Raw genomic sequence first — 24737 nt, forward strand, 5'->3', positions numbered from 1 at the left:
CCCCGTTCCCTCGAACTAGAAAGTGATCGATGATGTTGCCACGAGTTGGAGTCCTTGCGTTGCAGGGGGATGTACGTGAACACCTAAAAGCGCTCGAATCTTTGGGTGTTCCAGTGGTGGCAGTGAAGAAGCCAGGGGAGCTCAACGAGGTCGACGGCCTAGTGATTCCGGGCGGGGAATCAACAGTGATCGATAAGCTCGCACGCATGTACGGCGTCGCGGAGGTGCTCAAAGCCAAGATCGCCGAAGGGTTCCCGGTCTACGGATCCTGTGCGGGGATGATCATGCTGGCCAACACCATCGCGGACCCCACGAAGAATCTCAAGGGCGAGCCTCAGCAAAGTTTCGGCGGAATCGATATGGTGGTTCGACGCAATGCTTTCGGGCGTCAGGTTGATTCCTTCGAGGTTGATCTGACGATCAAGGGCCTCGACACCTTGCCAAGTCAAGATCCAGCTCACGCTGCGGAGCCAGTGCGCGCCGCATTCATCCGGGCTCCCTGGGTGGAAAGCGTGGGGAATTCAGTTGAGGTTTTGGCCACGGTTCCCGCCGAAAACACGCCTCGGAGCGCGGATGGGGTTCGAATGGCTAGAATTGTTGCAGTACGTTCGGGAAATTTGTTGGCGACATCGTTTCACCCCGAGGTGAGCGGTGAGCGACGAATCCATGAACTTTTCATCCAAATGATAAGAGGAGACGCGTAAGCATGTCCGGCCACTCCAAATGGGCAACAACCAAACACAAGAAAGCCATCCTTGACAGCAGGCGCGCGAAGTCGTTTGCCAAGCTGATCAAGAACATCGAAGTTGCAGCCCGTGCCGGCGGCGCAGACCTGGCCGGTAACCCCGGGCTCGAACTCGCCGTAGCGAAGGCCAAGAAGACCTCGGTGCCCAGCGACAACATCGACCGCGCCGTCAAGCGTGGAGCTGGTTTGACCGGTGAGGTCATTGATTACTCCGAGATTATCTACGAGGCACGAGGCCCCCAGGGTTCTGCCGTGCTGATCGAGTGCTTGACAGACAACAAGAACCGCGCCGCCTCCGAGGTTCGGATCGGGATCACCCGCAATGGCGGATCGATTGCCGATCCCGGCTCCGTGGCCTACATGTTCGCCCGCAAGGGTGTTGTCGGTCTGCCGAAGAACGGCCTGACCGAAGACGACGTGCTGATGGCAGTGCTCGACGCGGGCGCCGACGAGGTCAAGGAAGCGGGGGATTCTTTCGAGATTCACTCCGAGCCCACCGACCTGCGCGCCATCGTTGCGGCACTCGAGGAAGCCGACATCGCCTACGAGAGCGATGAGATCGAATTCGTTCCGTCGATGCAGGTGGAACTGGACGCCGAAGGTGCCCGCAAGTTCCTGAAGTTGGTCGACGCGCTCGAAGAGCTTGATGACGTGCAGAACGTCTACTCGAACGCCAACATCAGCGCCGAGGTCATGGCAGAACTCGAAGAGGACTAGTTCCACAATGGTTCTGCGAGTGGTGGGTGTCGACCCCGGCCTGACCCGTTGTGGTCTGGCCGTGGTCGATATTGAACCCAATCGTCGTGCCACGCTCATTGATGTTTCGGTCGTGGGTACCCCTCCGGGTACCCCGTTGGACCAGCGCCTGCTGGCCATCGCCGAGGGCATAGACGCGTGGCTCGACAAGCACCATCCCGATGTGTTGGCGCTCGAGCGAGTTTTCAGTCAGCTCAACGTCAGTACGGTGATGGGCACCGCGCAAGCCTCCGGGGTGGTGATCGTTGCGGCCGCCCGCCGCAATATCCCCGTCGCGCTGCATACCCCCACAGAGGTCAAGGCCGCTGTGACAGGTAGTGGCGGCGCCAATAAGAATGCCGTGGGCAAGATGGTTGCCAAAATCCTGCGCCTGGATGAACCGCCGACGCCCGCCGACGCTGCGGATGCCGCGGCCCTGGCCATCACGCACGGCTGGCGTGGGGCGGCCTTTGGCTCCGCCGGTGCGGCAGCCTCGGCGTCGGGATCACGTCCCAGCGGTGGGACATCGGGTCTCACCCCTGCCCAACGGGCCTGGATTGCCGCCGAGGCCAAGGCCCGCACGGTGAAGTCGCGGTAGTTACGAAACATCCTTCGGGGAGTTGGGCCGGGGAAGCTGTAAGCTGTTCGTAGATATATTCGTATGGCTCGCGGTTTCGAAGAACAAATCCACGTAGCCCAGCACCACCGGAGGTCGGCCCCACATGATCAGTACGCTGCGCGGAGTGCCGCAACAGGTCAACCTCAACAGCGCCATTATTGAAGTTGGCGGCTTCGGCATGCTGATTCAGGCGACCCCCCAGACGCTTGCCACCTTGCAGGTCGGGCGCGAGGTCCTGGTTCACACCTCCATGGTGGTGCGTGAGGATTCGATGACACTATTTGGCTTCGCCAGCGGCGAGGAACGTGAAGTCTTTGACATTCTCACCGCAGTCTCGGGCGTCGGCCCACGCACCGGACTAGCGATTCTCGCGGTGCACACCCCCGAAGAGGTCCGCATCGCGGCCAGCACCAAAGACACCAAGGCCTTCACCAAGGTCTCCGGCATCGGGCCCAAGGGCGCCGAACGCATCGTGTTGGAACTTTCCGGCAAACTTACCCCGACCGGCGCGCCGGTGCCGGCCGGCAGTTCCAAGACCCGTGCGTGGGAGCCACAAGTTCTGGAGGCGTTGACGGGTCTGGGATGGACCGAGCGCGATGCCCTGAAGGCACTGGACGCGCTGGCCAAGAACGAACCTCAGATCGTAACAAGCGGCAGCGTGCCGGAAATTCTTCGGGCGGTGCTGCGCTCCCTGGGGCGTGGAAACCGGCCCGGAAACTAGGAGTAGGACATGACCGAAACCGGCGCACTGACCAATGCGGGATCCGAACCCGAGGAGCGTGTGCTCGAGGCTGCCCTGCGCCCCAAAAACCTGGACGATTTTGTCGGGCAGGCCAGAGTGCGCCAGCAACTCTCACTCGTGCTTGAAGCCTCAAAAATTCGAGAGCGCACCGCCGACCATGTGCTGCTCTCTGGCCCCCCGGGTCTGGGCAAAACGACCTTGTCGATGATCATCGCCGCGGAAATGAACGCACCGCTGCGCATCAGCTCGGGCCCGGCTATCCAGCATGCCGGTGACTTAGCTGCCATCCTCTCCTCGCTAACGGAGGGCGAAGTGCTTTTCCTGGACGAGATCCACCGGATGAGCCGCCCCGCCGAGGAAATGCTCTACATGGCCATGGAGGACTTCCGGGTCGATATCATCGTGGGCAAGGGCGCCGGCGCCACGGCCATCCCACTTGAACTACCGCCCTTCACCTTGGTGGGCGCCACGACGCGAGCAGGCCTGCTGCCCGGGCCACTACGTGACAGATTCGGCTTCACCGGGCACCTGGAGTTCTACAGCGTCGAGGAACTTGAACTGGTGCTGCGGCGTTCGGCCATGATGCTTTCGCTAAAGGTTAACTCCGCGGCGTTCTACGAAATTGCCTCGCGTTCGCGTGGAACCCCGCGTATTGCCAACCGCCTGCTACGTCGTGTTCGTGACTGGGCGCTGGTGAATCGGCTCGAGAGCATTGATGCTCGCGCGGCTTCGGCGGCTCTTGATATGTATGAGGTGGATGCCCGAGGGCTTGATCGCCTGGACCGCTCGGTGTTGCTGGCGCTGTGCACCAAATTTGGTGGCGGACCGGTGGGCCTGTCCACCCTAGCCATTGCGGTCGGTGAGGAAACCGAAACGGTGGAAACCGTCGCCGAACCCTTCTTAGTGCGCGAGGGCTTGCTCGGAAGAACCCCGCGCGGGCGCATCGCCACCGCCGCGGCGTGGAAGCATCTGGGGCTACGTATGCCAGCGGACGCGATTTTTGCCAGCCAGACTAGTGACGAGCTGGATTCCGAGGACGAGACTTAGCTCACGGCGAACATCGTTGTGGGTTAGCCAGCGGGATCTAGCTAATTGACCGAACGAATGCCATCAATGGTCAGGGTTTGTTCATGTAGTCCCTATAGTATGGATAGGCCTACCGGCTGCACAAAGTCCACTGTGTGTGCCGATGACACTGACTTAGAAACAGGTATCCACACGTGAACGATTTTGTTCTGGCCCAAGCCGCTACCGGCGAAAAGGCTGCATTCGACCCGACCATGTTGATCATGCTCGCCGCATTCGCCCTGCTGATCTTCATGATGATGCGCGGCAAGAAGAAGGCTGCCAAGGCTCAGGAGGAGATCCGTTCCAACCTCGCCGTTGGTGCCGAGGTCATGACCCAGTTCGGTCTTTACGGCACGATTGCCAGCATTGACACCGACGAAAACAAGATTGTCTTGGAAGTTTCTCCGGGCAGCTTCGTCACCGTTCACTCGCAGGTTGTTGCCAAGGTAGTTGCCTCGGACGAGGCAGCTGCCGAGGCTCCTGTCGTGATTCCCGATGACGCATCGTCGCTGACCAACACCAACACCGAAGCCACCGCAACGGATCTCACCGAGACCCCGGAGGAGTCCTTGCGTCGCCTCAACGACGAAGGTAAGGGCCCCAAGGCCTAATTTTTGGTGCCATGAGCGTCAAAAGTTCCTTCTCGTAGCAGCGAACGGCAGCTGGATTACCGCGGATGAAGTTCCGCAGGTGAGCGATCCAGTGTTGGCCGGACTTCACCAAGCGGCCCGGAGCGACTCTTGATTCCCCGAGTGGGAGAGGTCGTCTCCGGGTTTTCCGCCGAAAATTCGTCCCCGTCAGGGCGGCGGAACAACCAGAAAGCCTCACGATGTCATCTATTGGCCCGATCAAGCAGGCGCGTAAATCCCTGCTGTGGCTCGGCGTTATCTTCCTCATCTCGGCCGCCATCCTGATTACCGGCGTGCTCAGTGGGAAGGCTGCTTTTGCCCCCAAGCTTGCCCTCGACCTCGAGGGTGGCACCCAAATGATTTTGTCGCCGCGTGTCCAGGGTGGCAGCGCCGCGACGCAGGAACAGCTGGACCAAGCAGTGGAAATCATTCGCCAGCGCGTGGACTCTACCGGCGTATCAGAAACCGAGATCACCACGCAGTCGGGCCGCAATATTGTGGTCTCCATGCCCGGCGTTCCCGATTCTCGTACCCGCGAACTCATTCAGGCTTCGGCCAATATGGAGTTCCGCCCGGTCATCTATTCCGGTTCATTCACGGCGACCCCGAGGATCAGCGTCTGGCCAAGGCCGATTTGCCCAAGCCGTCGGCGAAGCCAGAAAACGGCTCGGATTTGAACTGGGTCGACGCCGCGCTGTACCAGGAATTTGAGAAGTTTGACTGCCCCACGGTGCTGGCCAACGGCTCCGATGAGGTCCACGATCCGGCCAAACCGCTGATTTCGTGTGACCCGGACATGGGCGCCAAATACATCTTGGGCCCGGTTGAAGTCCCCGGTGCCGATATCGCCGATGCATCTTTCGGCATGGCACGCGGAACCCAGGGCGCCGTTACCGGCGAATGGGCCGTCACCTTGGTGTTCAACGACGAAGGAAAGTCGAAGTTCGCCGAGGTCACCAAGCGCTTGGTTCCGATGACCGGAGCCCAGCACCAGTTCGCCATCGTCCTGGATGGAACGGTTATCTCCGCTCCGACGGCTAACGCCGTTATTTCCGATGGACGCGCACAAATCACCGGCAACTTCACCGAGCAGAGCTCCAAGGCGCTGGCCGATCAGCTGAAGTTCGGCGCACTGCCGATCAGTTTCGACATCCAGTCGGAGCAGCAGATCTCCGCTACGCTCGGCGCGGACCAGTTGCGCAGTGGCCTCATCGCAGGCCTCATCGGTATGCTCCTGGTCGCCATCTACTCGATCTTCCAGTACCGACTGCTCGGCTTGGTGACCATCGTGTCACTCATCGCCTCGGGCGTACTGACCTACCTCGCCCTGGTGCTACTGGGCTGGTCAATGAACTACCGGCTCTCGCTGGCAGGTGTTGCGGGTCTGATCGTGGCCATCGGCCTCATCGCCGACTCGTTCATTGTTTACTTCGAACGTATCCGCGATGAACTCCGTGATGGGCGACCGCTGGCCTCCGCCGTGGAGATTGGTTGGAAGCGCGCCAAGCGGACCATCCTGGCTTCAAAGGCCGTCAACGTTCTGGCCGCAGTGGTGCTGTACATCGCCGCCGTGGGCAACGTCCGAGGCTTCGCCTTCACCCTGGGCCTGACGGCAGTTGTCGATATTATCATCGTCTTCCTGCTCACCCACCCGATCCTGCAGCTGATCTCCAAGACGAAGTTCTTCGGCGAAGGTCACCGCTTCTCGGGACTTGATCCTTCGCTGCTCGGAGCCGTACCGCTGTACCGCGGTGCCGGTCGAGTGCGCAGCTTCAGCCCCGAAGCCGAGGCGGCGCGCGGCAAGAAGAACGCCAAGGCAGCCTCCGAAGCCGAGCGTCGGCAGACCATCGCAGAGCGACGCAAGGCCGCGACCACCACCGCGGTCCCCACCCAGCAGGACGAACGCGCAGAGAAGGATTCCACCAATGGCTAGTCTCGCAAGCTGGGGCAATGAGCTCTACACGGGCAAGCGGTCCTACCCGTTCACCGGCAAACGCAATCTCTGGTTCGCCATCTCCGCCGTCCTGGTGGTTCTTTCCATCCTGGTCCCCATCGTCAAGGGTGGATTTAACCTCGGAATTGAGTTCCGCGGTGGATCCGAATTCACGATTTCCAAGGTTGTCCACAGCGACATTGCCGCCGGAGAAGAAGCGGTCGTCTCGCTGGCGCCGGATCATCACCCGCGTGTCACCAACATCGCTCCGAACACCATGCGTGTGCAGACCGATAAGTTGACCGATGATCAGACCCTTCAGATCGCCGAATCATTGGCCGGCGCCTATGGGGTCAGCAAATCGGAGGTAACCTCCACCTTCGTCGGCCCGACCTGGGGTGCGGATGTATCCAAGCAAGCCCTCATCGGTTTGGTGGTCTTCATCCTGCTGGTCTCGTTGCTGATGGCTGCATACTTCCGCACCTGGAAGATGTCGCTGGCGGCCATCATCGGGCTGCTCCAGGTGGTCATCATTACAGCCGGGATCTACGCTCTCTCCGGTTTCGAGGTCACCCCCTCGGCGATCATCGGCTTCCTGACCATCCTGAGTTACTCGCTTTATGACACAGTGGTGGTCTTCGATAAGGTACGTGAAAACACCGCCGGTTTCCTTGACCAAAAGAAGCGGAACTTCGAAGAGCTGGTGAACCTGGGTATCAACCAGACACTGGTTCGATCGATCAACACCTCGGTTGTAGCGGTGCTGCCGGTCGCGTCGATTCTGTTCATCGGTTCGTACCTTTTGGGTGCCGGAACGCTCAAGGATCTTTCCCTGGCGCTGTTTATCGGCATCATCGTCTCCGCGCTTTCCACGCTCTTTGTGCAGGCGCCGCTGTACTCGTGGCTGCGACACCGTGAGCCAGAGGTACAGGCCCACAATAAGAAGCTGGCGGAGTATCGCATGACCAGCGCATAAGGCGCACTCGTCACTGCCCGTTTCACGGGCGTTGGACGGCGAGCTCACGGAGGGAACTCCGTGAGCTCGCCGTCCTTTTTTGGTCCCGAAGTGCTATAACCTAGCAAGAGGATGTTTGACGGACGTTCATCTTCGGTCTTGTGGGCCGGAAGGACGTGGGTGAACAAGCGTTTGAACAGCAACGAACGACATGCGGCGTCAGCGTCACACGAGGGACCCCGATCGAGAGGAGGCACCAAATGGTTGAGAACCATGGTGTCATGATGCCAGGGGGCCCACCCGCGGCACCAAAGCGCGGAACAATCTCCCGTCTGGTCCGCCTGGCCGGACGCGGAACCACCGCTCAGCCCCCCACCCTGGAACCCTTGCTGCGCACGGTACGGGCACAGAATCCCAAGGCAGACATCGATCTGCTCGCCCGCGCCTATGCCGTGGCAGAGCACTTCCACGAGGGTCAAAAGCGTAAGAGCGGTGATCCCTACATCACCCACCCCGTCGCCGTGGCAACCATCCTGGCCGAGATGGGTATGACCGGGGCAATTCTTGCCGCAGCGCTGCTGCACGACACCGTCGAGGACACCGACTACTCCTTAGAGACCCTCACCCGGGAGTTCGGCGAAGAAATCGCCAAGCTCGTTGACGGCGTCACCAAGCTAGATAAGGTGCAATTCGGTGAGGCAGCCCAGGCCGAAACCGTGCGCAAGATGGTTATCGCGATGTCCAAGGACATCCGGGTGCTGCTGATCAAGCTCGCCGACCGCCTGCACAACGCACGGACCTGGCGCTATGTTTCCCCGGAATCCAGCGCCAAGAAGGCACGCGAGACGCTGGAGATCTTCGCGCCGCTGGCGCACCGGCTGGGCATGAATACCGTGAAGTGGGAGCTCGAGGACCTGTCCTTCGCCGCGCTTCACCCCAAGGTGTACGAAGAGATTGTGCGGATGGTCGGGGAGCGCACCCCGGAACGCGAAAAGTATTTGACCACGGTTCGCGCCGCGATCTCCGAAGACATTGTCCAAGCCCGACTCAAGGCCACCGTCAGCGGACGACCCAAGCACTACTACTCGATCTACCAGAAGATGATTGTTCGCGGCAAGGACTTCGACGACATCCATGACCTGATGGGTGTGCGCGTCCTGGTCGACAGCGTTAAGGACTGCTATGCGGTCTTGGGCCTCATGCATGCGCGCTGGACGCCGCTACCCGGACGCTTTAAAGACTACATAGCCCTGCCCAAGTTCAACCTGTACCAGTCGCTGCACACCACGGTGATCGGCCCCGGCGGTAAACCGGTGGAGATCCAAATCCGCACCCACGACATGCACCAGCGTGCCGAGTACGGTGTGGCGGCGCACTTCAAATACAAGCACGGTACTCCCACGGACGGTCGCACCGTGGAAGACCAGGACATGGACTGGCTGCGCAGTCTGATGGACTGGCAGCACGAAACCAGTGACTCCAATGAGTTCCTGGATTCGCTGCGCTATGAGATCAACACCGCCGAGGTCTTCGTCTTCACGCCCAAGGGACAGATCATGTCTCTGCCGGTGGGGGCCACCCCGGTGGACTTCGCCTACGCGGTGCACACCGATGTTGGTCATCGCACTATCGGTGCGCGAGTTAATGGCAAATTGGTGCCGTTGAATTCCGAATTGCACCACGGAGACATGGTTGAGGTGTTCACCTCAAAGGCCGAAGGAGCCGGCCCGTCGCAGGACTGGATTGGCTTTGTTAAGTCACCGCGCGCCAGGAACAAAATTCGCCAGTGGTTTACCAAGGAACGCCGCGAAGAAGCCATCGAAAAGGGCAAGGAGCAGCTGACGAAGGCGTTGCGGAAGAATAACCTTCCGCTACAGAAGCTGATGACTCACGACGTGCTCTCCGCTGTCGCCCAAGAATTGCGCCATCACGATATCTCCGCGCTGTACGCCGCCGTGGGTGATGGGCATACCTCCGCACAGAACGTTATTGAACATCTCACCGCACTGGTTGGTGGCGTGGGTTCCGAGGTTGAAGAGGTCTTGGAAGAGACCCCGATCTACGCGGTGCCCAGCCGTTTGGCCGACTCCGACGCGGGAGTCATCGTCCCGGGCGCTGGCGAGGTGCTGGCCAAGCTGGCACGTTGCTGCACACCGGTGCCACCGGATCCGATCCGTGGGTTTGTTACCCGGGGATCTGGAGTATCGGTGCACCGCACCGACTGCGTGAACCTTAGGGAGCTCGAGCAGCAGCCCGACCGCCTGGTTGAGGTGCAGTGGGCGCCCACCAAGTCCAGTGTCTTCCTGGTGGAGATCCTCGTTGAGGCATTGGACCGCAAGTCCCTGCTTTCGGACGTGACGCGGGTGCTCTCGGAAAACCATGTCAACATCTTGGCCGCCAGCGTTTCTACCTCACGTGACCGCGTTGCGTTCTCCCGTTTCGCTTTTGAGATGGGCGATCCGAAGTACCTGAGCCACGTATTGAATGCGGTACGTCGCATTGATGGGGTATACGACGTGTACCGTACCTCCGGGGGAAATCGACGCAGTTAGAGCGTGCATTACACCGTCGCGCTGTATGGGGCGCCGGGTCACGACTTGCCGCTGGCGAGTTCGCGACCCGGCGTTTCGCTTTTTCGGATCACTACGGTGACTTATGGGCGGAAACGATTTATGGGATGGATTGGACTAACTCTTCTGGCGGAATCTAGACCGACGGGTAATTCTCGGTTAATCAAGCGCCTTGGGTGCGAGTGAATCATTCCGCCTGAATCTTCGAAGGGTTTTCATGTCGCGCGCTGGGCAGAAAATAAACGGTCGAGGAGATCATCGGCCGCGGGGCCATGGGCGAGGCCTTCCGGGGAACCGACCACCAAGGCCACGAACTCGCGTTTGAAATCCTTCATGCCGAGCTGGCCAGTGACACCGCGTTGGTTGAACGCTTTATGCGCGAACGCCGACGGGGGAAAGCCTGACCGTTGGTGTTGTTGGTGAAGAGCAGGAACCACCGAGTGCGGAAGCGCAGAGTGATGAACCGGAGCTCCCGTCTCCCGAAGCGATAGGCTCACCACTTCCGACCGAAGGCTCGCTGCTGTCCATTGATGGGGCCACAATGAAGGGCGTTGTCCACGCTAGGGCACTCGGCGCCAGTGTCTGCACCACCGGACAACCAAAAAGCGGGAGTGTCGTTTATGGCCTCTCCGGAGACTACGACAAGCTCACCATGATCGTGGCCCTGGCCAACGTGGAGCAGGAAAGTGGTACCGCGGTACACCTCGAGGCACTCATCGACGGGGTTGTCTTCGACTCCGCCACCATTTCAGATGTCTCTTACCGCCATTGGGATATTGATCTGGCCGGTGTTGAAAAGCTGGAAATCAACTGGCAGGAAGAAACGTGCGGTTCAGAGTCAGCAATGCTCGGGTTTGGTAGCCCCGTCTTCACCCCAACCACCGACTGAGGCGCGGCTGAGCACCGTTGGCATCGCGCTGTTTCAGGGAATACCATGCCTGGCGGCCGGACCGCTTTGGTATCAGTCAATCTTCGGTAGCTCTACGGTCATGAGCTTGGTGATGGCTAGCAATGCTCGGCGGCGACCGGGCCTCCGCGCTTGCTGAGCGATGGTCATGAACATTTGCCCGTAGTCACAGCGCAGGTGTGCGCTCGCGTTGATGGCCGCAAGAATCGGCAGCGACTCACGGAGTTCGGAATTAAACGCGACGTCCATCGCGGTGCGCAGCGGCGAGGTGACGGGCACGTTGCCGTAGAGACAGATCTGCTCGTCATCCAGCGGCCCCTCGAAGAGACGAAGCACCATTCCCGCGGTGGGCGCGCAAGGCCGGTGGTAGCGCGGCACCATGATATCTATTTCACGTGGCATCGGCGCACAGCCGAGGATCCACGCTGCGGTTCCCTTACAGAGTGCACGTGAGGGCACTAGCTGCTTTCCAGCCACGCACGCCGCCACCTGAGCACGCGTGAGCGGCACATCGGGGTACACCGTGGAGACATAGGCACCCGGCAGCACTTCACGCAAGGCGCCGCGTAGGCGCAGAGCCTGCAGCTCGTTGAGCGTCAATGCTCCCCCTACGAGGATTACCGGGGGAGCGCCCGCCGTCGTTGGGGTAGCGGGAGGAAGATCGGTGAGATGTTCGCCACCGGGTGTGCGCTGCGTTGTGGCCATGTTGTGCATGGTCTAACTCTCACAGCTCCCGACGCCCAGCGTCAGGGGAGTGCCTCAAGTTGTGGATAACCCACGGGGATGCTGGGCGCGCACAGCGTGAAACGGCGTTAAACACTTCGGGTGGGCACGGTTCACAAGAACCGTGCCCACCCGAAGACGCGACTAATTAATAACTACGCGAGGTCTGCGGAAGACTTCTGCAGCGTCTCGAGCCACAAACGACGAGCGTCAAGTGCTTCCTGAGCCGCCTTGATCTTGGACTCGACGCCCTTGGCCTGTGCCTTGGCCAGGTCGGCTTCCAGTCCGGCGATGGCATCTTCGAGCTGGGTCAGCATCGAGTTTGAGCGTGCCTTGGTCTCCGGGTTGGACCGGCGCCACTGCTCGTCCTCGGCCGAACGAACTGCCTCTTCAACCTGACGCAGCGAGGATTCAACGCGCTGCATGTCGGCGCGCGGCACCTTGCCAGCTGCTTCCCAACGATCGCGAATCGAATCCAGCAACTTCTTGGTGGAGTTCAGATCCTTGATCGGCAGCAGGGCCTTGGCCTCAACAAGCAGGGCCTCCTTGACGATGAGGTTCGCACCGAACTCCTCGTCAATGGCGGCGTTCGCGTTCAGGCGGGCCTCGAAGAAGACGTCCTGGGCGGCGCGGAAGCGAGCCCAGAGAGCGTCATCATCCTTGCGCGAAGCGCGCTTGGAGGACTTCCACTCATCCATCAGACGGCGGTACTCCCCGGCGGTGACTCCCCAGTCCGTGGAGCTGGAGAGCTCTTCGGCACGGGCAATCAATGCTTCCTTGGCGCCCTTGGCCTCGGAGTTGGTGGCATCAAGCTGCGAGAAGTACGCACGACGGTGACGATCAAAGGTCGTGCGAGCCCCGCGGAATCGCTTCCACAAGGAATCCTCGGTGGAACGTCCCAGACGCACGCCCGACTTCTGTGCGGTCTTCCACGCATCAAAGAGATCGTTCATACGGTTTGAACCCTGCTTCCACTGAACAGTGGAGGGATCCAGAGCGGCCAGGGCCTCGGCCTCGGCAACGATGGCCTCGCGGGCGGCCAGCTCGGTGGCTCGCAGCTCGTCGGTGGCCTTGCGCTCGGCAGCAACCAGAGTTGCAACGGCACCGCGGGCGGTTTCGATGCGAGCTTCCAGGGCCGGGATATCGCCAACCATGGTCCGCTCGGCAACCGTGGCGGCCAAGTGATCAAGGGTCTTGTTCATGTCCGAGCTCGGGGCCTTAGCCGCAACACGCTGCTCCAGGAGCATCAGTGCGGAGACGACCTCGTCGTGCTTACGCACGAAGTATGCCAGTGCCTCTTCGGCCGTGGCATCGGGGTACTGACCCACCGGGTGTTCGGTGCCATCAATGATGACAAAAACATGGCCGTCTTCGGAAACGCGGCTGATCTTGGCGGCGTCTTCCAACGGGGTGGAGAAGGTTGGGGGAGCTGCTACCGGGGCAGGGGCCTTGGCTGCGTGCTTTCCGGCCGGACGCGGCGCCCGGGGGGAAGGGACCATGGCTGCGGGGCTCGGTGCTGCTGTGGGGGTCGGCGCCTGTTCGGCTGCCGGGGTTTCTTCCGTCGCCGGTGCTTCTTGGGCGGCGGGCTCTGTAACCGGAGTTACCTCCGTAGCTGCCTCGGACTGAGCCGGGGTGCTTTCGGGTTGCTGCTCCTCGGCCATTGCTGCTGGCTGGAGATTGTCGTCGGATTGCTGACTGGTGGTCACCGCTGAAACTCTTTCGCTTAGGTTCGGCCCCGGTAATATGCACCGGGGCACAACTGTCTCCGCCACTTTACCCGTCCGCTTGTGCCATTTGGTACTCTGCCGCGGTAAATCGATGCGCGAATAGCGTGGTTTCGCGCTCGGCGCAGTCACACCCCCAGTAGACTTGTGAGCGCCGTGGGCCCATAAAGCACCAGCATTCAGTACTGCTCGTCGCATCGGGCCAACATCACGGCATCAGCTTTCCCTCTTCTATAGGAGTACAGACTTCATGGCACGCAAGGCCTCACTATCCGGCTTCCCCGAATGGCTTCCACAGGAGCGCGCGGTGGAACAGCATGTATTGGACACGCTGCGTCGGATCTTCGAGCTGCATGGTTTTGGCAACATTGAGACCCGTGCCGTGGAAACCGTTGGACAGCTCCTGCGTAAGGGCGAGATCGACAAGGAGGTCTACGGGCTTTCCCGTCTGGCCGCCGAGGAGTCGGCAAAAAACGACCCGAACGCCCTGGCCCTGCACTTTGACCTCACCGTCCCCTTCGCCCGCTACGTGGTGGAGAACGCCGGGCACTTGGCCTTCCCGTTCCGTCGTTACCAGATGCAAAAGGTCTGGCGTGGTGAACGCCCGCAGGACGGTCGTTTCCGCGAATTCACTCAGGCCGACATCGACGTGGTCGGCGACGGCGAGCTGCCCTTCCGTTACGACGTGGAGCTGGCCCTGGTGATCGCCGAGGCTCTCTCGGCCCTGCCCATCGGGGACTTCCGGCTGCGGGTGAATAACCGCAAATTGGCCGAAGGCTTCTACCTTGGACTGGGTCTGAGCGACACCGCCGGGGTATTGCGTTCCATCGACAAGCTCGAAAAGATCGGTGCCGCCAAGGTTGCCGAGGCGCTTAAAACCGAATTGGGTGCCACCGACGAACAGGCTGCCGCGGCGTTGTCGCTGGCGCAGATTTGCACCGACGATATCTCCTTCGTGGACCAGGTGCGGGCACTGGGCGTGAGCCACCCGCTCCTCGAAGAAGGACTTGACGAGCTCTCGCAGGTCATCGAGGCAGCGGTGCGTCGGGCCCCGGGCAAGGTAGTTGCCGATCTGTCGATCGCCCGCGGTCTGGATTATTACACCGGCACCGTTTACGAGACGGTGCTGGTTGGCCACGAATCACTGGGCTCCATTTGCTCGGGTGGTCGCTATGAGTCACTGGCCTCCACCGGTAAGAAAAACTACCCGGGTGTGGGGCTGTCCATCGGCGTGACCCGCCTGGTCTCTCGCATGCTGGCCGAGGAAACCGCCACCGCAGCACGCACTGTACCCTCCGCGGTGCTGGTGACGCTGGCCAACGACGATTCCTGGAACGAGGCGCAGGATGTTGCAGCGGAACTTCGCGGCCGCGGAATCGCCTGCGAAGTGGCTGCCAAGGCAGACAAATTCGGCAAGCAGATCAAGTACGCCGATAAGCGCGGCATCCCCTTCGTCTGGTTCACCTCTCCCGAGGGCACCCATGAGGTCAAGGACATCCGCACCGGCGAACAGATCTCGGCTAACCCAACCACCTGGATCCCCGCCGCCGAGGACCTGCTCAATACGATCACGGCGAACCGCGACTAATCCCAACACAGCGTCCCAATGCCCACCGTTTGAGGCCGACTCGTGGTGAGTCAGCCCACAACGATGGGCATTGGGGCAACTTGGGTCTGCCGCTAACGGTAAACTCGCACATAGATTCTTCCCAATTCCGCACCCCGCGGGCGCTGCGCTGAAAATAGTGGCGGCAGCCCGAACCCGGGAACCCAACGCGGAAATTTGCACCTTTGTAGAAAGGAATGCAGTGCTACGCACTCATCAGCTCGGCACCTTGAGCGCCGAGAACATCGGAGAAACAGTCACCCTTACCGGTTGGGTGGCCCGCCGCCGCGACCACGGCGGGGTCGCCTTCCTAGATTTGCGTGATGCCTCGGGCTTCGCCCAGGTAGTGGTGCGCGATGAGGAAGATTTCCACCCGCTGCGCAACGAATTCGTTCTGCAGATCACCGGCAAGGTCGAACGTCGTCCCGAGGGCAACGAGAACCCCGCACTGGCCACCGGTCAGATCGAGGTCATCGCCGATTCCGTGGTGGTGCTGAACACCTCCGCTCCGCTGCCCTTCCAGATTGATGAGCACGTAGAGGTTGGTGAGGAGGCGCGCCTGCGCCACCGCTACCTGGACCTTCGCCGTCCCACCCCGAGCCGCAACATTCGCCTGCGCTCCGAGGCCAACCGCATCGCCCGCAACCTGTTGCACGATGACGGTTTTGTGGAAATCGAAACCCCAACGCTGACCCGTTCCACCCCCGAGGGTGCCCGCGACTTCTTGGTCCCGGCACGTCTGGCTCCGGGCTCCTGGTACGCACTGCCGCAGTCCCCGCAGCTGTTCAAGCAGCTACTGCAGGTTGGTGGCTTTGAGAAGTACTACCAGATCGCTCGCTGCTACCGCGATGAGGACTTCCGCGCCGATCGCCAGCCGGAATTCACCCAGCTGGACATCGAGGCATCGTTTGTCGAGCAGGATGACATCATCGCCCTTGGCGAGTCGCTGGTGCAGGCCATCTGGAAGCTGATCGACGTCGAGATCCCGACCCCGATCGCCCGCATCACTTACCACGAGGCCATGGCCAAGTACGGTTCGGATAAGCCGGATCTGCGCTTCGGCCTTGAGCTGAGTGACATGACCGAATTCTTCAAGGACACCGAATTCGGCGTCTTCAAGGCCTCGCACGTCGGTGCCGTGGTCATGCCCGGCGGCGCCTCACAGCCCCGCCGCACCCTGGACGGCTGGCAGGAATTTGCCAAGCAGCGTGGGCACAAGGGTCTGGCCTATGTCCTCTACAAGGAGGATGGCGAGCTCGCCGGCCCGGTCGCTAAGAACCTGACCGACGTTGAGCGCGCCGGATTGGCCGAGGCCACCGGAGCCAAGCCCGGTGACTGCATCTTCTTCGCCGCCGGCGAGAAGAACGAGGCACGCGCCCTGTTGGGTGCCGCCCGCGTGGAAATCGGTCACCGCACCGGCCTGATCAAGGAGGGCGACTGGGCCTTCGTGTGGGTTGTTGACGCTCCCATGTTCGAGCCCGCAGCGGCAGCGGTCGCCTCCGGAGACGTGGCAGTGGGAACCGGTGCCTGGACCGCCGTGCACCACGCATTTACCTCACCGAAGCCCGAATTCATGGATACGTTCGACACGGATCCGGAAAACGCCTTGGCCTACGCCTACGACATCGTGTGCAACGGCAACGAAATTGGTGGCGGCTCGATCCGTATCCATCAGGCCGATGTGCAGCAGCGCGTCTTCAAGATGATGGGTATCGACGAGGAAGCCGCGCAGGAGAAGTTCGGCTTCCTGCTCGAGGGCTTCAAGTTTGGTGCCCCTCCGCACGGAGGAATCGCCCTGGGTTGGGACCGTGTGTTGCAATTGCTCACCGGTTCGGACTCGATCCGCGACGTTATCGCTTTCCCGAAGACCGGTGGCGGCTTCGATCCGCTGACCAGTGCTCCGGCGCCGATTACGGCCCAGCAGCGCAAGGAAGCCGGCGTTGATACGAAGCCGGAGGCCAAGAAGGCCGAGACCAACGAATCGGCCAAGGTCGAAGCAAAGTAGTCTCACTCCCGCCAACCGCGGGATCTTAAGAGGGCACCCACCGCATACGGTGGGTGCCCTCTTTCGCGTTCTCACTGAGATCGGGGGAGTGGCACGCTCGCTGGCTTCGCGTATCTGTTTGCCGGTTCAGGATTCTTGATCTGCTGCCCGTTTGCTGTGCTACCTCGATGTGGAAACTACGGTCGAGAGGCTGGCGCTGCCGGCGAGCCGTGTGACCCGTGTCGGATTTGCTCAAGTCCTTGGCACGTGGGTGGGGAAAAGTCACCCACGATGGGGATAAAGCTGGTACTATTTTATATCTAGATAAATTTTTGACTTAGTCCGTATTTCGGCGGCGTGCGTACCGAACGTACCGCACCAATTAGGGAAAGGCCACGACATGACCGCCTCATTCTCGAGTGCACCCAGTGCTCCTGGCCCCACAACGTCCGGGAAAAACCACAGAATTTCGGGGGAGTTCTCATGCTAAGCGGCGGCAAAGAATTCCCCAGCAGTTGGCAACGAGCACTGCTGCCGATGAGTTTGCTTGATGCGCTGGAGCAAACTCCCAACCACGGTTATGCGCTGGCTCAAATGCTTGAGGCTAGGGGATTCTCACCCATCAAGGGTTCCACGCTGTACCCGGCGTTGGTGAAGTTAGAAGCTGCGGGCTATATGGAGAGCACCTGGGAAGACGGCGATGGAGCACCGGGGCGCAAGGTCTATACACTCACCGGTACCGGCAGAGGACACCTCGCTGCGCAACGCGAACTCTGGTCGTTCTTCCGTGAGGCAGTGACACGACCATGACGCAACAGATTTCTTGTCCTGACCAGCAGCCGCGGCAAGGACCATCCAGACACCACGCAACACACGGAGGAGCATCATGAGCCACGAAACGCACAAAAAAACCGCGTGGAGCGATGAACTTGACCTGTGGACGCCCCAGGAACGTGAGTGGGCTGAACTCGCAGCGGCATCCATGGTTTTTGCCGACGCATCGGCTGATGCCATTGGTCCTGCACTGGCAGAGGTCCGTAAGTCGGTGGCCGGCAGCGGCCAGACACCTACCGAGCTCTTCGGCGAGCCAGTACTCTTCGGGAGAACTCAAGGCAAGACCCTTCGTGCTCCCGTTACTGTCTTGGAGTCCGGCTTGCCCTTCCCCGGCGTCTCAAGCACGATCGCAGGAATGCTGATGGGACTCGGGTTCCTAATATTTGTCCTCGGCATCTGGCTGGGATTCGACGAGGGATGGACGATGGCCAGTTTCACTGTTTCGGTCATGATCCTCTTCCCCGCCGTCTTCGTCCTGGTCGGCATCGGCCTGTGGGGATGGGTTCTGCGCACTCGCGGCCGACTCCGCACCGCCATAGTCATATGGGCAAGCACGGTGCTCGCAACCGGTGGTCTCATCGCGATCGTTGCCAGTCAGGACGCCTGGAACGTCCCGGGACCACCGAACTGGGTCATGGCGCCAGTCGGTGCCGGACTGCTGATTCTTGGCCTTTTGAGCCCACATTCCAAGGACCGGGCATTGGAAGATGATGCCCAGTGGGACGACGAACGGTGGTTCACCCATGCACAGGACCTGCTGCGTGGACGCTACCTCTTTTCCAAGGCTCAGGCGGTCGCGGCACTGCGAGAACCGCGCGAACATCGGAGACTTGCCGGGACACACCATACTGCTGCGCAGGAATTCGGTAACGTGGAACTTTTTGCCGCCCAGCTTGCTCCGGGTGTTCGTACACCACTGCTGCGCGGAGTTGTGCTCCGTCGGGCCGGATTCAGTCTGGTGATCCTCTGCTTTGGAATTTCGATCGTCTCAGAGTTCATCAACGAACCAGTCGGCGCGTGGCTGATCACTAGGGCAGTTATCTGGACTTTGCTCGCAGTGGGAATCATCGCCTCATGGTTACCCAGGCGCATGCGCGAAGACATTAAGGAAGCCGGCGACCTACGCAAAGCCGATGCCCATACCCTTTCGGGCGACGAGTCAAGAGACTGAGGAACTTAACCCTCGGGTGAAGTTTTCTGGGTCCTAGCTCGGCAGGTCGTCGGTATCAACAATCAGCGTGTAGGGTCCCGAATTTACCAGCGAAACGTCCATCATCGCGCCAAATTGACCGGATTCAACGCGCGCGCCAAGGGCACGAAGTTCGGCCATGAATTGCTCATACAACGGTTCGCTGACCGCTCCGGGAGCCGCGCCACTCCAGCCGGGACGCCGCCCCTTGCGAACATCGCCATAAAGCGTGAACTGGCTGATGACCAGAAGCGGAGCGTCTAGGTCCTCACAGGATTTCTCTCCGGTAAGCATGCGTAACCGCCAGACCTTCGCTGCCAGCTTCGCGGCCAACGCGGGAGTGTCGGTGTGGGTGACGCCCAGCAGGACTACGAGTCCGGGCCCGTCAATCTTTCCGACGACAACTCCCTCGACCTCAACCGAGGCCCGGGACGCCACCTGCAGCACTGCGCGCATTATTCCACCTTCACATCGTGTGCCGAGGCCGGAGCCTAACGGCTGCCTAGACTCCTTCGAGCATGACGACTCTATCGATTAAATGGCATTGTTCGCATCTCGCTCCGAGCGATAGTACTGCCCCAACCACCTACCAGCCCCAGCGAAGGTGCCCGCTGGGGAACAACTCGGGAAGTCTTCACTTCCCCGCACATTGGACTTCTGCTCCGATAACTGAAGCGCGGACGCAGCAGACTTATGGACATGGGCACACCAGTATCCTCGCCCCGTTTGGGGCTTGAACCGATCGCGGAGCTCGGCCAAAAAATGGCTGCAGCGGTTATGGGCTTCGCTGCGGCCTCCGAGCTACTACCGTTGGCCCCCTTGGATGCTGCGGGGTGCGCGACGTTGCTGGGCCTGTTGGAACGGCTCCAACGCAAGATCGCCTACACCCAGTTGGTCATCACTGCGCGAGCAGACGCCACGCAAATCCACCGTCTAGATCCGTTGCTGGCACAAGAAATCGACCTCATGGTCGCCGACCCGCAATGCTTGGCCAACGGTGAGAAGCAAATTCCCAGCGAAGTTCTGCGCGAAGGGATGGCGCCACAGCGCAACACTCAGGCCTTCATACAAGCGCATCTGCATATCTCCGCGCCCGAAGCCCGGCGGCGTCTCACCGGAGCGAAGCTATTGGTGGCTCCAGAGCGCCACGACATGGCAATCGAAGTACTTCCAGCTGCATCCAGATATCCGATCCTTGCGCAGGCTGCTGCCGATGGCAGTGCGGATGTTGGCAACCTCATCACCATTGCTGGCCAATTGGATTCGATGCAGCCTCGCATCGAACCACGTGCCGACGCAGCCACTCTCAATACTGCTATCGAAGAAACGCTGGTTCACGAAGCCAGAACCGGGGAGCCCAAGTCGTGCGGTAAGGCTTTGCGCGACTGGGGAAGCTATCTTGCTGAACATGGCACGCCCCTGAGTGATGAGGAAATACGCTCCAAGAGGGGCATGTTCTTCCGCGGGTTACGCGACGGCAATGACGAGTACTTACTGCGTTGCGATCCGCTCGACAGTGAGGTCATCAGATCTTTCTGCGAGGCATGGACCAACCCTCGTTCGCAGAAATCCGCACCATTCTCCGCGTCAACATTGCCAAGCCCGGTTCCTGCCCAGAACGGGACAGTTTCCCGTTGGGATGAACGTTGCCAACCGGATACCGGGTCGGTTTCTGGGACCCCGACATTTTCGCCCGCTGGTGCGCCAATTCCCCAATGGGCGATGGCCGCAGATGCCAAGTCGGTGCCGTTGAGCCAGCTGGATTGTGGGCTTCCGCCAGACGGCTCAGGCTTTGAGTCATTAACGGATAAAGATCCGCGCAGCACCCCTCAATTGTGGCTCGATGCAATCATCGCGGCGTGTTCGGGCACAATAAACGGCAGTGACATGAGCCAGACGGGTGGAACCAAGGTGAAAATCAGTGTGCTGATCGGTTATCGCAGCCTGCTGGGACAAGCCGAAGATGCGGGACTGACAGCCGGTGGGCGACCGATCTCGGCAGAAAACATCAGAAGGCTTGCCTGCAACGCCGACATACTCCCCGCCGTTTTGGGAACGGAAGGAGAAATTCTCAATCTGGGGCGTGAATCTCGAGGATTCTCTAAGGCACAACGAAAATCCATGGCGATCAGGGACAGAGGATGCATCTATCCTGGCTGCACCCGTACGGCCGCAACGTCAGAAGCCCATCACGTAAAGTCATGGCTCTCCGGTGGCGAAACCAGCGTCGCAAATAGTTCGACCCTGTGCCTTTACCACCACCTTCAAGTGCACGCAGGACTCATCACGCTGCAATCCATCGGAGGAATTCCCTACGTCACAGCCATTGCTGGCCAGGCGCGCGGAGATCCGCAACGCAATTTGTATTGGCACCCAGAATTGCGCACCGCGGGCTACACCCAGCCGATGTTTGACTGACTCCGGCGTTCATCTGTCATTGCGCGGGCGGAGTCTCGCTGCTTTTGATCTCCCGGGCGCTCTCATTTCCTGCAACTGAGAGGGACAACCCCCAAGTCCTTCAAAACGTTGGGACATGGCAGCACCCGGGGCCCTTGTTAATATCAGGTCGACACGAGCGTCGATGAGGAATCTGCGATTCGCCAACCCTGTGAACGCAGAAAATTCCGTCACAGATGACACCTTTGGGCCCCGCAACCACTGGAGGCTCGGCGTCCTTGAACTATGGGTGGTCGCCCCTGAACTAGGCTGGGGGAGTGAATGATCTGCTCAGTGCCTTGGGTGACGACGAGGAAAACGACGAAGAACATGTGCGTCCGCGCGCACCCCTAGCCGTGCGAATGCGCCCCCGTTCGGTAGAGGAGCTCGTTGGCCAACAACACCTGTTGAGGGCCGGCTCACCGCTCCTCCAGCTGGCGGGGATCGACGGCCCCGGCCCATCGGGCCCATCGAGTATCATCCTCTGGGGCCCGCCGGGGACCGGAAAAACCACTATCGCTCACGTTATTGCGCGCGCTCCGGGTCGCCGTTTCGTTGAACTCAGTGCCATTACTGCCGGCGTCAAGGACGTCAGGCGGGTCATGGACCAGGCGCTGGAAGATCGAGATCTGCGCGGACTCACCACCGTCCTTTTTCTTGATGAGATCCACCGCTTTAACAAGGCGCAACAGGACGCATTGCTCCCCGGAGTGGAAAATCGTTGGGTGGTCTTGGTGGCGGCAACGACAGAAAACCCGTCGTTTTCCGTCGTGTCCCCGCTACTTTCACGCTCCCTATTGCTGACCTTGCGGCCGCTGACAGAGGATGACATTGCCGGGCTGATCACTCGAGCGCTCAGTGATGAACGCGGTTTCAATGACGAGCTTGTGCTCGAAGCTGCCGCCGCTGATCACCTGGTACGCATGGCCGGTGGCGATGCTCGGCGTGCATTGACGGCACTCGAGGCCGCCGCTGCGGTTGCCTGGAGCGCCGCTTCTTCCCAGGGACTTCTACATCGTGGCCCGCGCCAAACCACTGAAGTGCGCGAAGAGGATGCCGAATCTGAGACGACGGACCCCGAGCGGGCCAGGGATTCCGAGGTCGAGGCAACCGAACCCGGTGCGGACTCGGCTCCGGAAGAAGACGCCGAATCACGTGATGACGCTCTCGATGATGAGGTATCCCCAGACGCACGGAATGGTGCGGACGCTGACAATTCTGCATTAAATGCCGCGGGCCAGATCATCATCACCATCGATCACACCGAACGCGCGATGGATGCGGCCGTGCAACGCTATGACAAGGCTGGAGACCAGCACTACGACATCATCAGCGCTTTCATCAAGTCTGTACGCGGCTCCGATGTTGATGCGGCCTTGCACTACCTTGCCAAAATGCTCGAGGCGGGTGAAGATCCCCGGTTTATTGGCCGCCGCATCATGATCAGCGCCTCCGAAGACATCGGAATGGCTGACCCCACCGCTCTGCAAACGGCAGTCGCCGCCGCCCAAGCGGTTCAGCTCATTGGTATGCCAGAGGCCCGCATTATCCTGGGCCACGCCGTGGTGCACCTGGCCACGGCCCCCAAATCCAACGCTGCTTACAACGCCATCAATGCCGCCGTTGCTGATGTGCGGGCGGGGCGTGGACTCGGCGTGCCGATGCATCTGCGTGATGCTCACTATGCCGGAGCCGGACGGCTCGGCCATGGCAAGGGCTACAAATATTCACATGACGCACCTCATTCAATCGCCACGCAGCAATATGCACCGGATGATTTGTTGGGCGTGGACTACTACCAGCCCACGGCCAACGGTGCCGAACGCTCCATCGGGGAACGCGTTACGCGCATTCGCGGCATCATCCGGGCCAAGGACCGCAGGGGCAAATAGGGACGGGATCTCGTCCGCTGATGAATATCACAGTTGGGCGCATCACCTGCAGTGCACTTTGACTTTGGTCCCGGTGGTAGGATTGATCCTTGGCTGGCAAGCTGTCTAACCGCTAACCTTCTGGAACTTCGGTCTCGAAAGGTTAACACCGTGACAGTTGCAGTGACTAGGGATGCGGTTTCCCACAACTCTCCATCATGGAGGCCAGGCCCAATGATAACCGCTCAAGAAGATAAGGACACTCGTGGCTAATAACACTCGTGCCCGCCGTAAGGTTCGCCTTTCGCGAGCCCTCGGCCTTGCTCTGACTCCTAAAGCTGAAAAGTACATGGAGCGTCGTCCCTACGGTCCGGGCCAGCACGGCCGTGCCCGCAAGAAGCAGGACAGCGATTACGCAGTACGTCTGCGCGAAAAGCAGCGTCTGCGCGCCCAGTACGGCATCCGCGAAGCACAGATGACTCGTGCCTTCGAAGAAGCCAAGCGCACCGCAGGCCAGACCGGTGAAAACCTGGTCGCCTTGTTGGAAATGCGTCTGGACGCCTTGGTTCTGCGTGCAGGCTTCGCCCGCACCATCGCCCAGGCTCGCCAGCTGGTTGTACACCGCCACATCCTGGTCAACGGCCAGCGCGTGGACCGTCCGTCGTACCGCGTGGCCGAGGGTCAGCTGATCCACGTTCACGAGCGTAGCGAAAAGATGGGCCCGTTCCAGATCGCCGCTGCCGGCGCTCACCGCGACGTGCTCCCCGCCGTTCCGGCTTACCTGGACGTCAAGCTTGAAGCCCTTCAGGCCAAGCTCGTTCGCAAGCCGAAGCGCTCCGAGGTTCCCGTAACCTGCGAAGAGAACCTCGTCGTCGAGTACTACGCACGCTAAATCCGTCGGGTTCACGCCCAACGAATCAAGTTTGCAACACGAAGCCCGTGGCACCTGTGCCGCGGGCTTCGTGCTACCCGGCGAGTCTCGTTTCCGTACCGCCGCTCCTGATTCGGTAAGGTGGAAAAGCACACGTCCCCAACCGAAGAGGAAAAGCACATGACAGGGTCGGATATCGCCGGACTCATCGCAGCGGGCGTCTTCGCCGTATTGGTGGCATTGCTCGCCATCCCCATTTGGAAGCTCGGCAAGGTATTTGACGAGTTGCGTGCAGCAGTACGGGAAGTCTCCGACGGAACCACACCGCTGCTCACCGAAGTCACCAGCACCGTGGCAACCACCAACGATCAGCTCCGCAAGGTTGATGGCATCACCACGCATGTCAGCGACGCTTCGGCCAACATTAGCGCGTTGTCCTCACTGACCGCAGCCACCGTGGGCCGTCCACTGATCAAGGTCGCGGCCTTCACCGCCGGAGTCCGCTCCGTATTGGAAGCCAGGCCGAGCGGCAAGGGACGTCGATCGCGCTAATGCAGCGCAACGCACGTCGAGAATATCCACCACATGAGGAATTC

Annotated in this window: 20 protein-coding genes and 1 pseudogene; 18 read left to right on the forward strand and 3 right to left on the reverse strand. The window is 60.6% G+C overall.

The annotated features are described in order from the left end of the window. Nucleotides 1-29 precede the first annotated feature (29 nt). The 10 genes and pseudogenes from pdxT to KUF55_RS08310 all read left to right on the forward strand — a co-directional run bounded on the left by pdxT (nucleotide 30) and on the right by KUF55_RS08310 (nucleotide 10885). The gene (pdxT, locus tag KUF55_RS08265) at nucleotides 30-704 is read left to right on the forward strand and encodes a pyridoxal 5'-phosphate synthase glutaminase subunit PdxT (RefSeq protein WP_218818550.1); all 675 of its coding nucleotides are present in this window, start codon (nucleotides 30-32) and stop codon (nucleotides 702-704) included. A 2-nt stretch (nucleotides 705-706) separates the two neighbouring features. Further along, nucleotides 707-1462, forward strand: coding sequence for a YebC/PmpR family DNA-binding transcriptional regulator (locus KUF55_RS08270; protein WP_132363640.1), 756 nt, complete (start codon nucleotides 707-709; stop codon nucleotides 1460-1462). 7 nt (nucleotides 1463-1469) lie between these two features. After that, on the forward strand, nucleotides 1470-2078 hold the full coding sequence (gene ruvC, locus KUF55_RS08275; protein WP_132363642.1) for a crossover junction endodeoxyribonuclease RuvC: 609 nt from the start codon (nucleotides 1470-1472) through the stop codon (nucleotides 2076-2078). 124 nt (nucleotides 2079-2202) lie between these two features. Beyond that, the gene (gene ruvA / locus KUF55_RS08280) at nucleotides 2203-2820 is read left to right on the forward strand and encodes a Holliday junction branch migration protein RuvA (RefSeq protein WP_132363644.1); all 618 of its coding nucleotides are present in this window, start codon (nucleotides 2203-2205) and stop codon (nucleotides 2818-2820) included. 9 nt (nucleotides 2821-2829) lie between these two features. After that, nucleotides 2830-3888 carry a Holliday junction branch migration DNA helicase RuvB gene (gene ruvB / locus KUF55_RS08285; RefSeq protein WP_132363646.1) on the forward strand — a complete coding sequence of 353 codons (1059 nt, stop codon included), beginning with the start codon at nucleotides 2830-2832 and terminating at the stop codon, nucleotides 3886-3888. Between the two features lie 173 nt (nucleotides 3889-4061). Beyond that, on the forward strand, nucleotides 4062-4520 hold the full coding sequence (yajC, locus tag KUF55_RS08290) for a preprotein translocase subunit YajC (protein WP_255557388.1): 459 nt from the start codon (nucleotides 4062-4064) through the stop codon (nucleotides 4518-4520). Between the two features lie 218 nt (nucleotides 4521-4738). Beyond that, nucleotides 4739-6471, forward strand: a pseudogene (gene secD / locus KUF55_RS08295) (protein translocase subunit SecD). Further along, complete coding sequence (gene secF, locus KUF55_RS08300) at nucleotides 6464-7447, forward strand: protein translocase subunit SecF (RefSeq protein ID WP_218818551.1); 984 nt, start codon at nucleotides 6464-6466, stop codon at nucleotides 7445-7447. The pseudogene secD and the gene secF overlap by 8 nt, the downstream one beginning before the upstream one ends. Before the next feature lie 239 nt (nucleotides 7448-7686). Then, nucleotides 7687-9978, forward strand: a complete 2292-nt coding sequence (locus tag KUF55_RS08305; RefSeq protein WP_218818552.1) for a bifunctional (p)ppGpp synthetase/guanosine-3',5'-bis(diphosphate) 3'-pyrophosphohydrolase — start codon at nucleotides 7687-7689, stop codon at nucleotides 9976-9978. 559 nt (nucleotides 9979-10537) lie between these two features. Beyond that, nucleotides 10538-10885, forward strand: a complete 348-nt coding sequence (locus tag KUF55_RS08310) for a hypothetical protein (RefSeq protein WP_218818553.1) — start codon at nucleotides 10538-10540, stop codon at nucleotides 10883-10885. 72 nt (nucleotides 10886-10957) lie between these two features. Here the strand turns inward: KUF55_RS08310 and KUF55_RS08315 are convergent, their stop codons facing one another. After that, a complete protein-coding gene (locus KUF55_RS08315) occupies nucleotides 10958-11617 on the reverse strand; it encodes a hypothetical protein (RefSeq protein ID WP_218818554.1) in 660 nt (219 codons plus the stop codon). Between the two features lie 164 nt (nucleotides 11618-11781). After that, nucleotides 11782-13332: a DUF349 domain-containing protein gene (locus tag KUF55_RS08320; protein WP_218818555.1), complete on the reverse strand. Its 1551-nt coding sequence runs from the start codon at nucleotides 13330-13332 to the stop codon at nucleotides 11782-11784. Nucleotides 13333-13600: 268 nt separating this feature from the next. On the opposite strand from KUF55_RS08320, the gene hisS reads away from it, so the two are divergent. The 4 genes from hisS (at nucleotide 13601) to KUF55_RS08340 (ending at nucleotide 18945) form a co-directional block, all read left to right on the forward strand. Further along, on the forward strand, nucleotides 13601-14938 hold the full coding sequence (hisS, locus tag KUF55_RS08325; protein WP_218818556.1) for a histidine--tRNA ligase: 1338 nt from the start codon (nucleotides 13601-13603) through the stop codon (nucleotides 14936-14938). Nucleotides 14939-15158: 220 nt separating this feature from the next. Then, complete coding sequence (aspS, locus tag KUF55_RS08330) at nucleotides 15159-16961, forward strand: aspartate--tRNA ligase (protein ID WP_218818557.1); 1803 nt, start codon at nucleotides 15159-15161, stop codon at nucleotides 16959-16961. A 462-nt stretch (nucleotides 16962-17423) separates the two neighbouring features. Then, nucleotides 17424-17750 carry a PadR family transcriptional regulator gene (locus KUF55_RS08335; protein WP_132363664.1) on the forward strand — a complete coding sequence of 109 codons (327 nt, stop codon included), beginning with the start codon at nucleotides 17424-17426 and terminating at the stop codon, nucleotides 17748-17750. Between the two features lie 76 nt (nucleotides 17751-17826). Next, the gene (locus KUF55_RS08340) at nucleotides 17827-18945 is read left to right on the forward strand and encodes a hypothetical protein (RefSeq protein WP_218818558.1); all 1119 of its coding nucleotides are present in this window, start codon (nucleotides 17827-17829) and stop codon (nucleotides 18943-18945) included. Nucleotides 18946-18978: 33 nt separating this feature from the next. Here the strand turns inward: KUF55_RS08340 and dtd are convergent, their stop codons facing one another. Further along, nucleotides 18979-19419: a D-aminoacyl-tRNA deacylase gene (gene dtd / locus KUF55_RS08345; protein WP_218818559.1), complete on the reverse strand. Its 441-nt coding sequence runs from the start codon at nucleotides 19417-19419 to the stop codon at nucleotides 18979-18981. Between the two features lie 510 nt (nucleotides 19420-19929). Between dtd and KUF55_RS08350 the strand changes: the two genes are divergently transcribed. The 4 genes from KUF55_RS08350 (at nucleotide 19930) to KUF55_RS08365 (ending at nucleotide 24693) form a co-directional block, all read left to right on the forward strand. Continuing rightward, nucleotides 19930-21381 (forward strand): HNH endonuclease signature motif containing protein, encoded by a 1452-nt coding sequence (locus KUF55_RS08350; RefSeq protein WP_218818560.1) that lies wholly within the window; start codon nucleotides 19930-19932, stop codon nucleotides 21379-21381. 380 nt (nucleotides 21382-21761) lie between these two features. Further along, the gene (locus KUF55_RS08355; RefSeq protein ID WP_218818726.1) at nucleotides 21762-23291 is read left to right on the forward strand and encodes a replication-associated recombination protein A; all 1530 of its coding nucleotides are present in this window, start codon (nucleotides 21762-21764) and stop codon (nucleotides 23289-23291) included. Nucleotides 23292-23535: 244 nt separating this feature from the next. Next, entirely contained in the window at nucleotides 23536-24162 is a 627-nt protein-coding gene (gene rpsD, locus KUF55_RS08360) for a 30S ribosomal protein S4 (RefSeq protein WP_132363673.1), read from the forward strand. A 159-nt stretch (nucleotides 24163-24321) separates the two neighbouring features. Then, a complete protein-coding gene (locus tag KUF55_RS08365) occupies nucleotides 24322-24693 on the forward strand; it encodes a DUF948 domain-containing protein (protein WP_132363675.1) in 372 nt (123 codons plus the stop codon). The last annotated feature ends 44 nt before the right edge of the window (nucleotides 24694-24737 follow it).

This window comes from Paeniglutamicibacter sp. Y32M11 (genome assembly GCF_019285735.1).
Classification (GTDB): domain Bacteria; phylum Actinomycetota; class Actinomycetes; order Actinomycetales; family Micrococcaceae; genus Paeniglutamicibacter.

Bases quoted from the DNA above. Each gene is read 5' to 3' on its own strand.
- KUF55_RS08305 (WP_218818552.1), top strand. From the start codon at position 7,687: ATGGTTGAGAACCATGGTGTCATGATGCCAGGGGGCCCACCCGCGGCA.
- KUF55_RS08310 (WP_218818553.1), top strand. From the start codon at position 10,538: ATGAAGGGCGTTGTCCACGCTAGGGCACTCGGCGCCAGTGTCTGCACC.
- KUF55_RS08335 (WP_132363664.1), top strand. From the start codon at position 17,424: ATGCTAAGCGGCGGCAAAGAATTCCCCAGCAGTTGGCAACGAGCACTG.
- KUF55_RS08270 (WP_132363640.1), top strand. From the start codon at position 707: ATGTCCGGCCACTCCAAATGGGCAACAACCAAACACAAGAAAGCCATC.
- KUF55_RS08365 (WP_132363675.1), top strand. From the start codon at position 24,322: ATGACAGGGTCGGATATCGCCGGACTCATCGCAGCGGGCGTCTTCGCC.
- ruvB (WP_132363646.1), top strand. From the start codon at position 2,830: ATGACCGAAACCGGCGCACTGACCAATGCGGGATCCGAACCCGAGGAG.
- KUF55_RS08350 (WP_218818560.1), top strand. From the start codon at position 19,930: ATGGTCGCCGACCCGCAATGCTTGGCCAACGGTGAGAAGCAAATTCCC.
- hisS (WP_218818556.1), top strand. From the start codon at position 13,601: ATGGCACGCAAGGCCTCACTATCCGGCTTCCCCGAATGGCTTCCACAG.
- ruvA (WP_132363644.1), top strand. From the start codon at position 2,203: ATGATCAGTACGCTGCGCGGAGTGCCGCAACAGGTCAACCTCAACAGC.
- secF (WP_218818551.1), top strand. From the start codon at position 6,464: ATGGCTAGTCTCGCAAGCTGGGGCAATGAGCTCTACACGGGCAAGCGG.
- dtd (WP_218818559.1), bottom strand. From the start codon at position 19,419: ATGCGCGCAGTGCTGCAGGTGGCGTCCCGGGCCTCGGTTGAGGTCGAG.
- KUF55_RS08315 (WP_218818554.1), bottom strand. From the start codon at position 11,617: ATGCACAACATGGCCACAACGCAGCGCACACCCGGTGGCGAACATCTC.
- KUF55_RS08355 (WP_218818726.1), top strand. From the start codon at position 21,762: ATGCGCCCCCGTTCGGTAGAGGAGCTCGTTGGCCAACAACACCTGTTG.
- KUF55_RS08340 (WP_218818558.1), top strand. From the start codon at position 17,827: ATGAGCCACGAAACGCACAAAAAAACCGCGTGGAGCGATGAACTTGAC.
- pdxT (WP_218818550.1), top strand. From the start codon at position 30: ATGATGTTGCCACGAGTTGGAGTCCTTGCGTTGCAGGGGGATGTACGT.
- ruvC (WP_132363642.1), top strand. From the start codon at position 1,470: ATGGTTCTGCGAGTGGTGGGTGTCGACCCCGGCCTGACCCGTTGTGGT.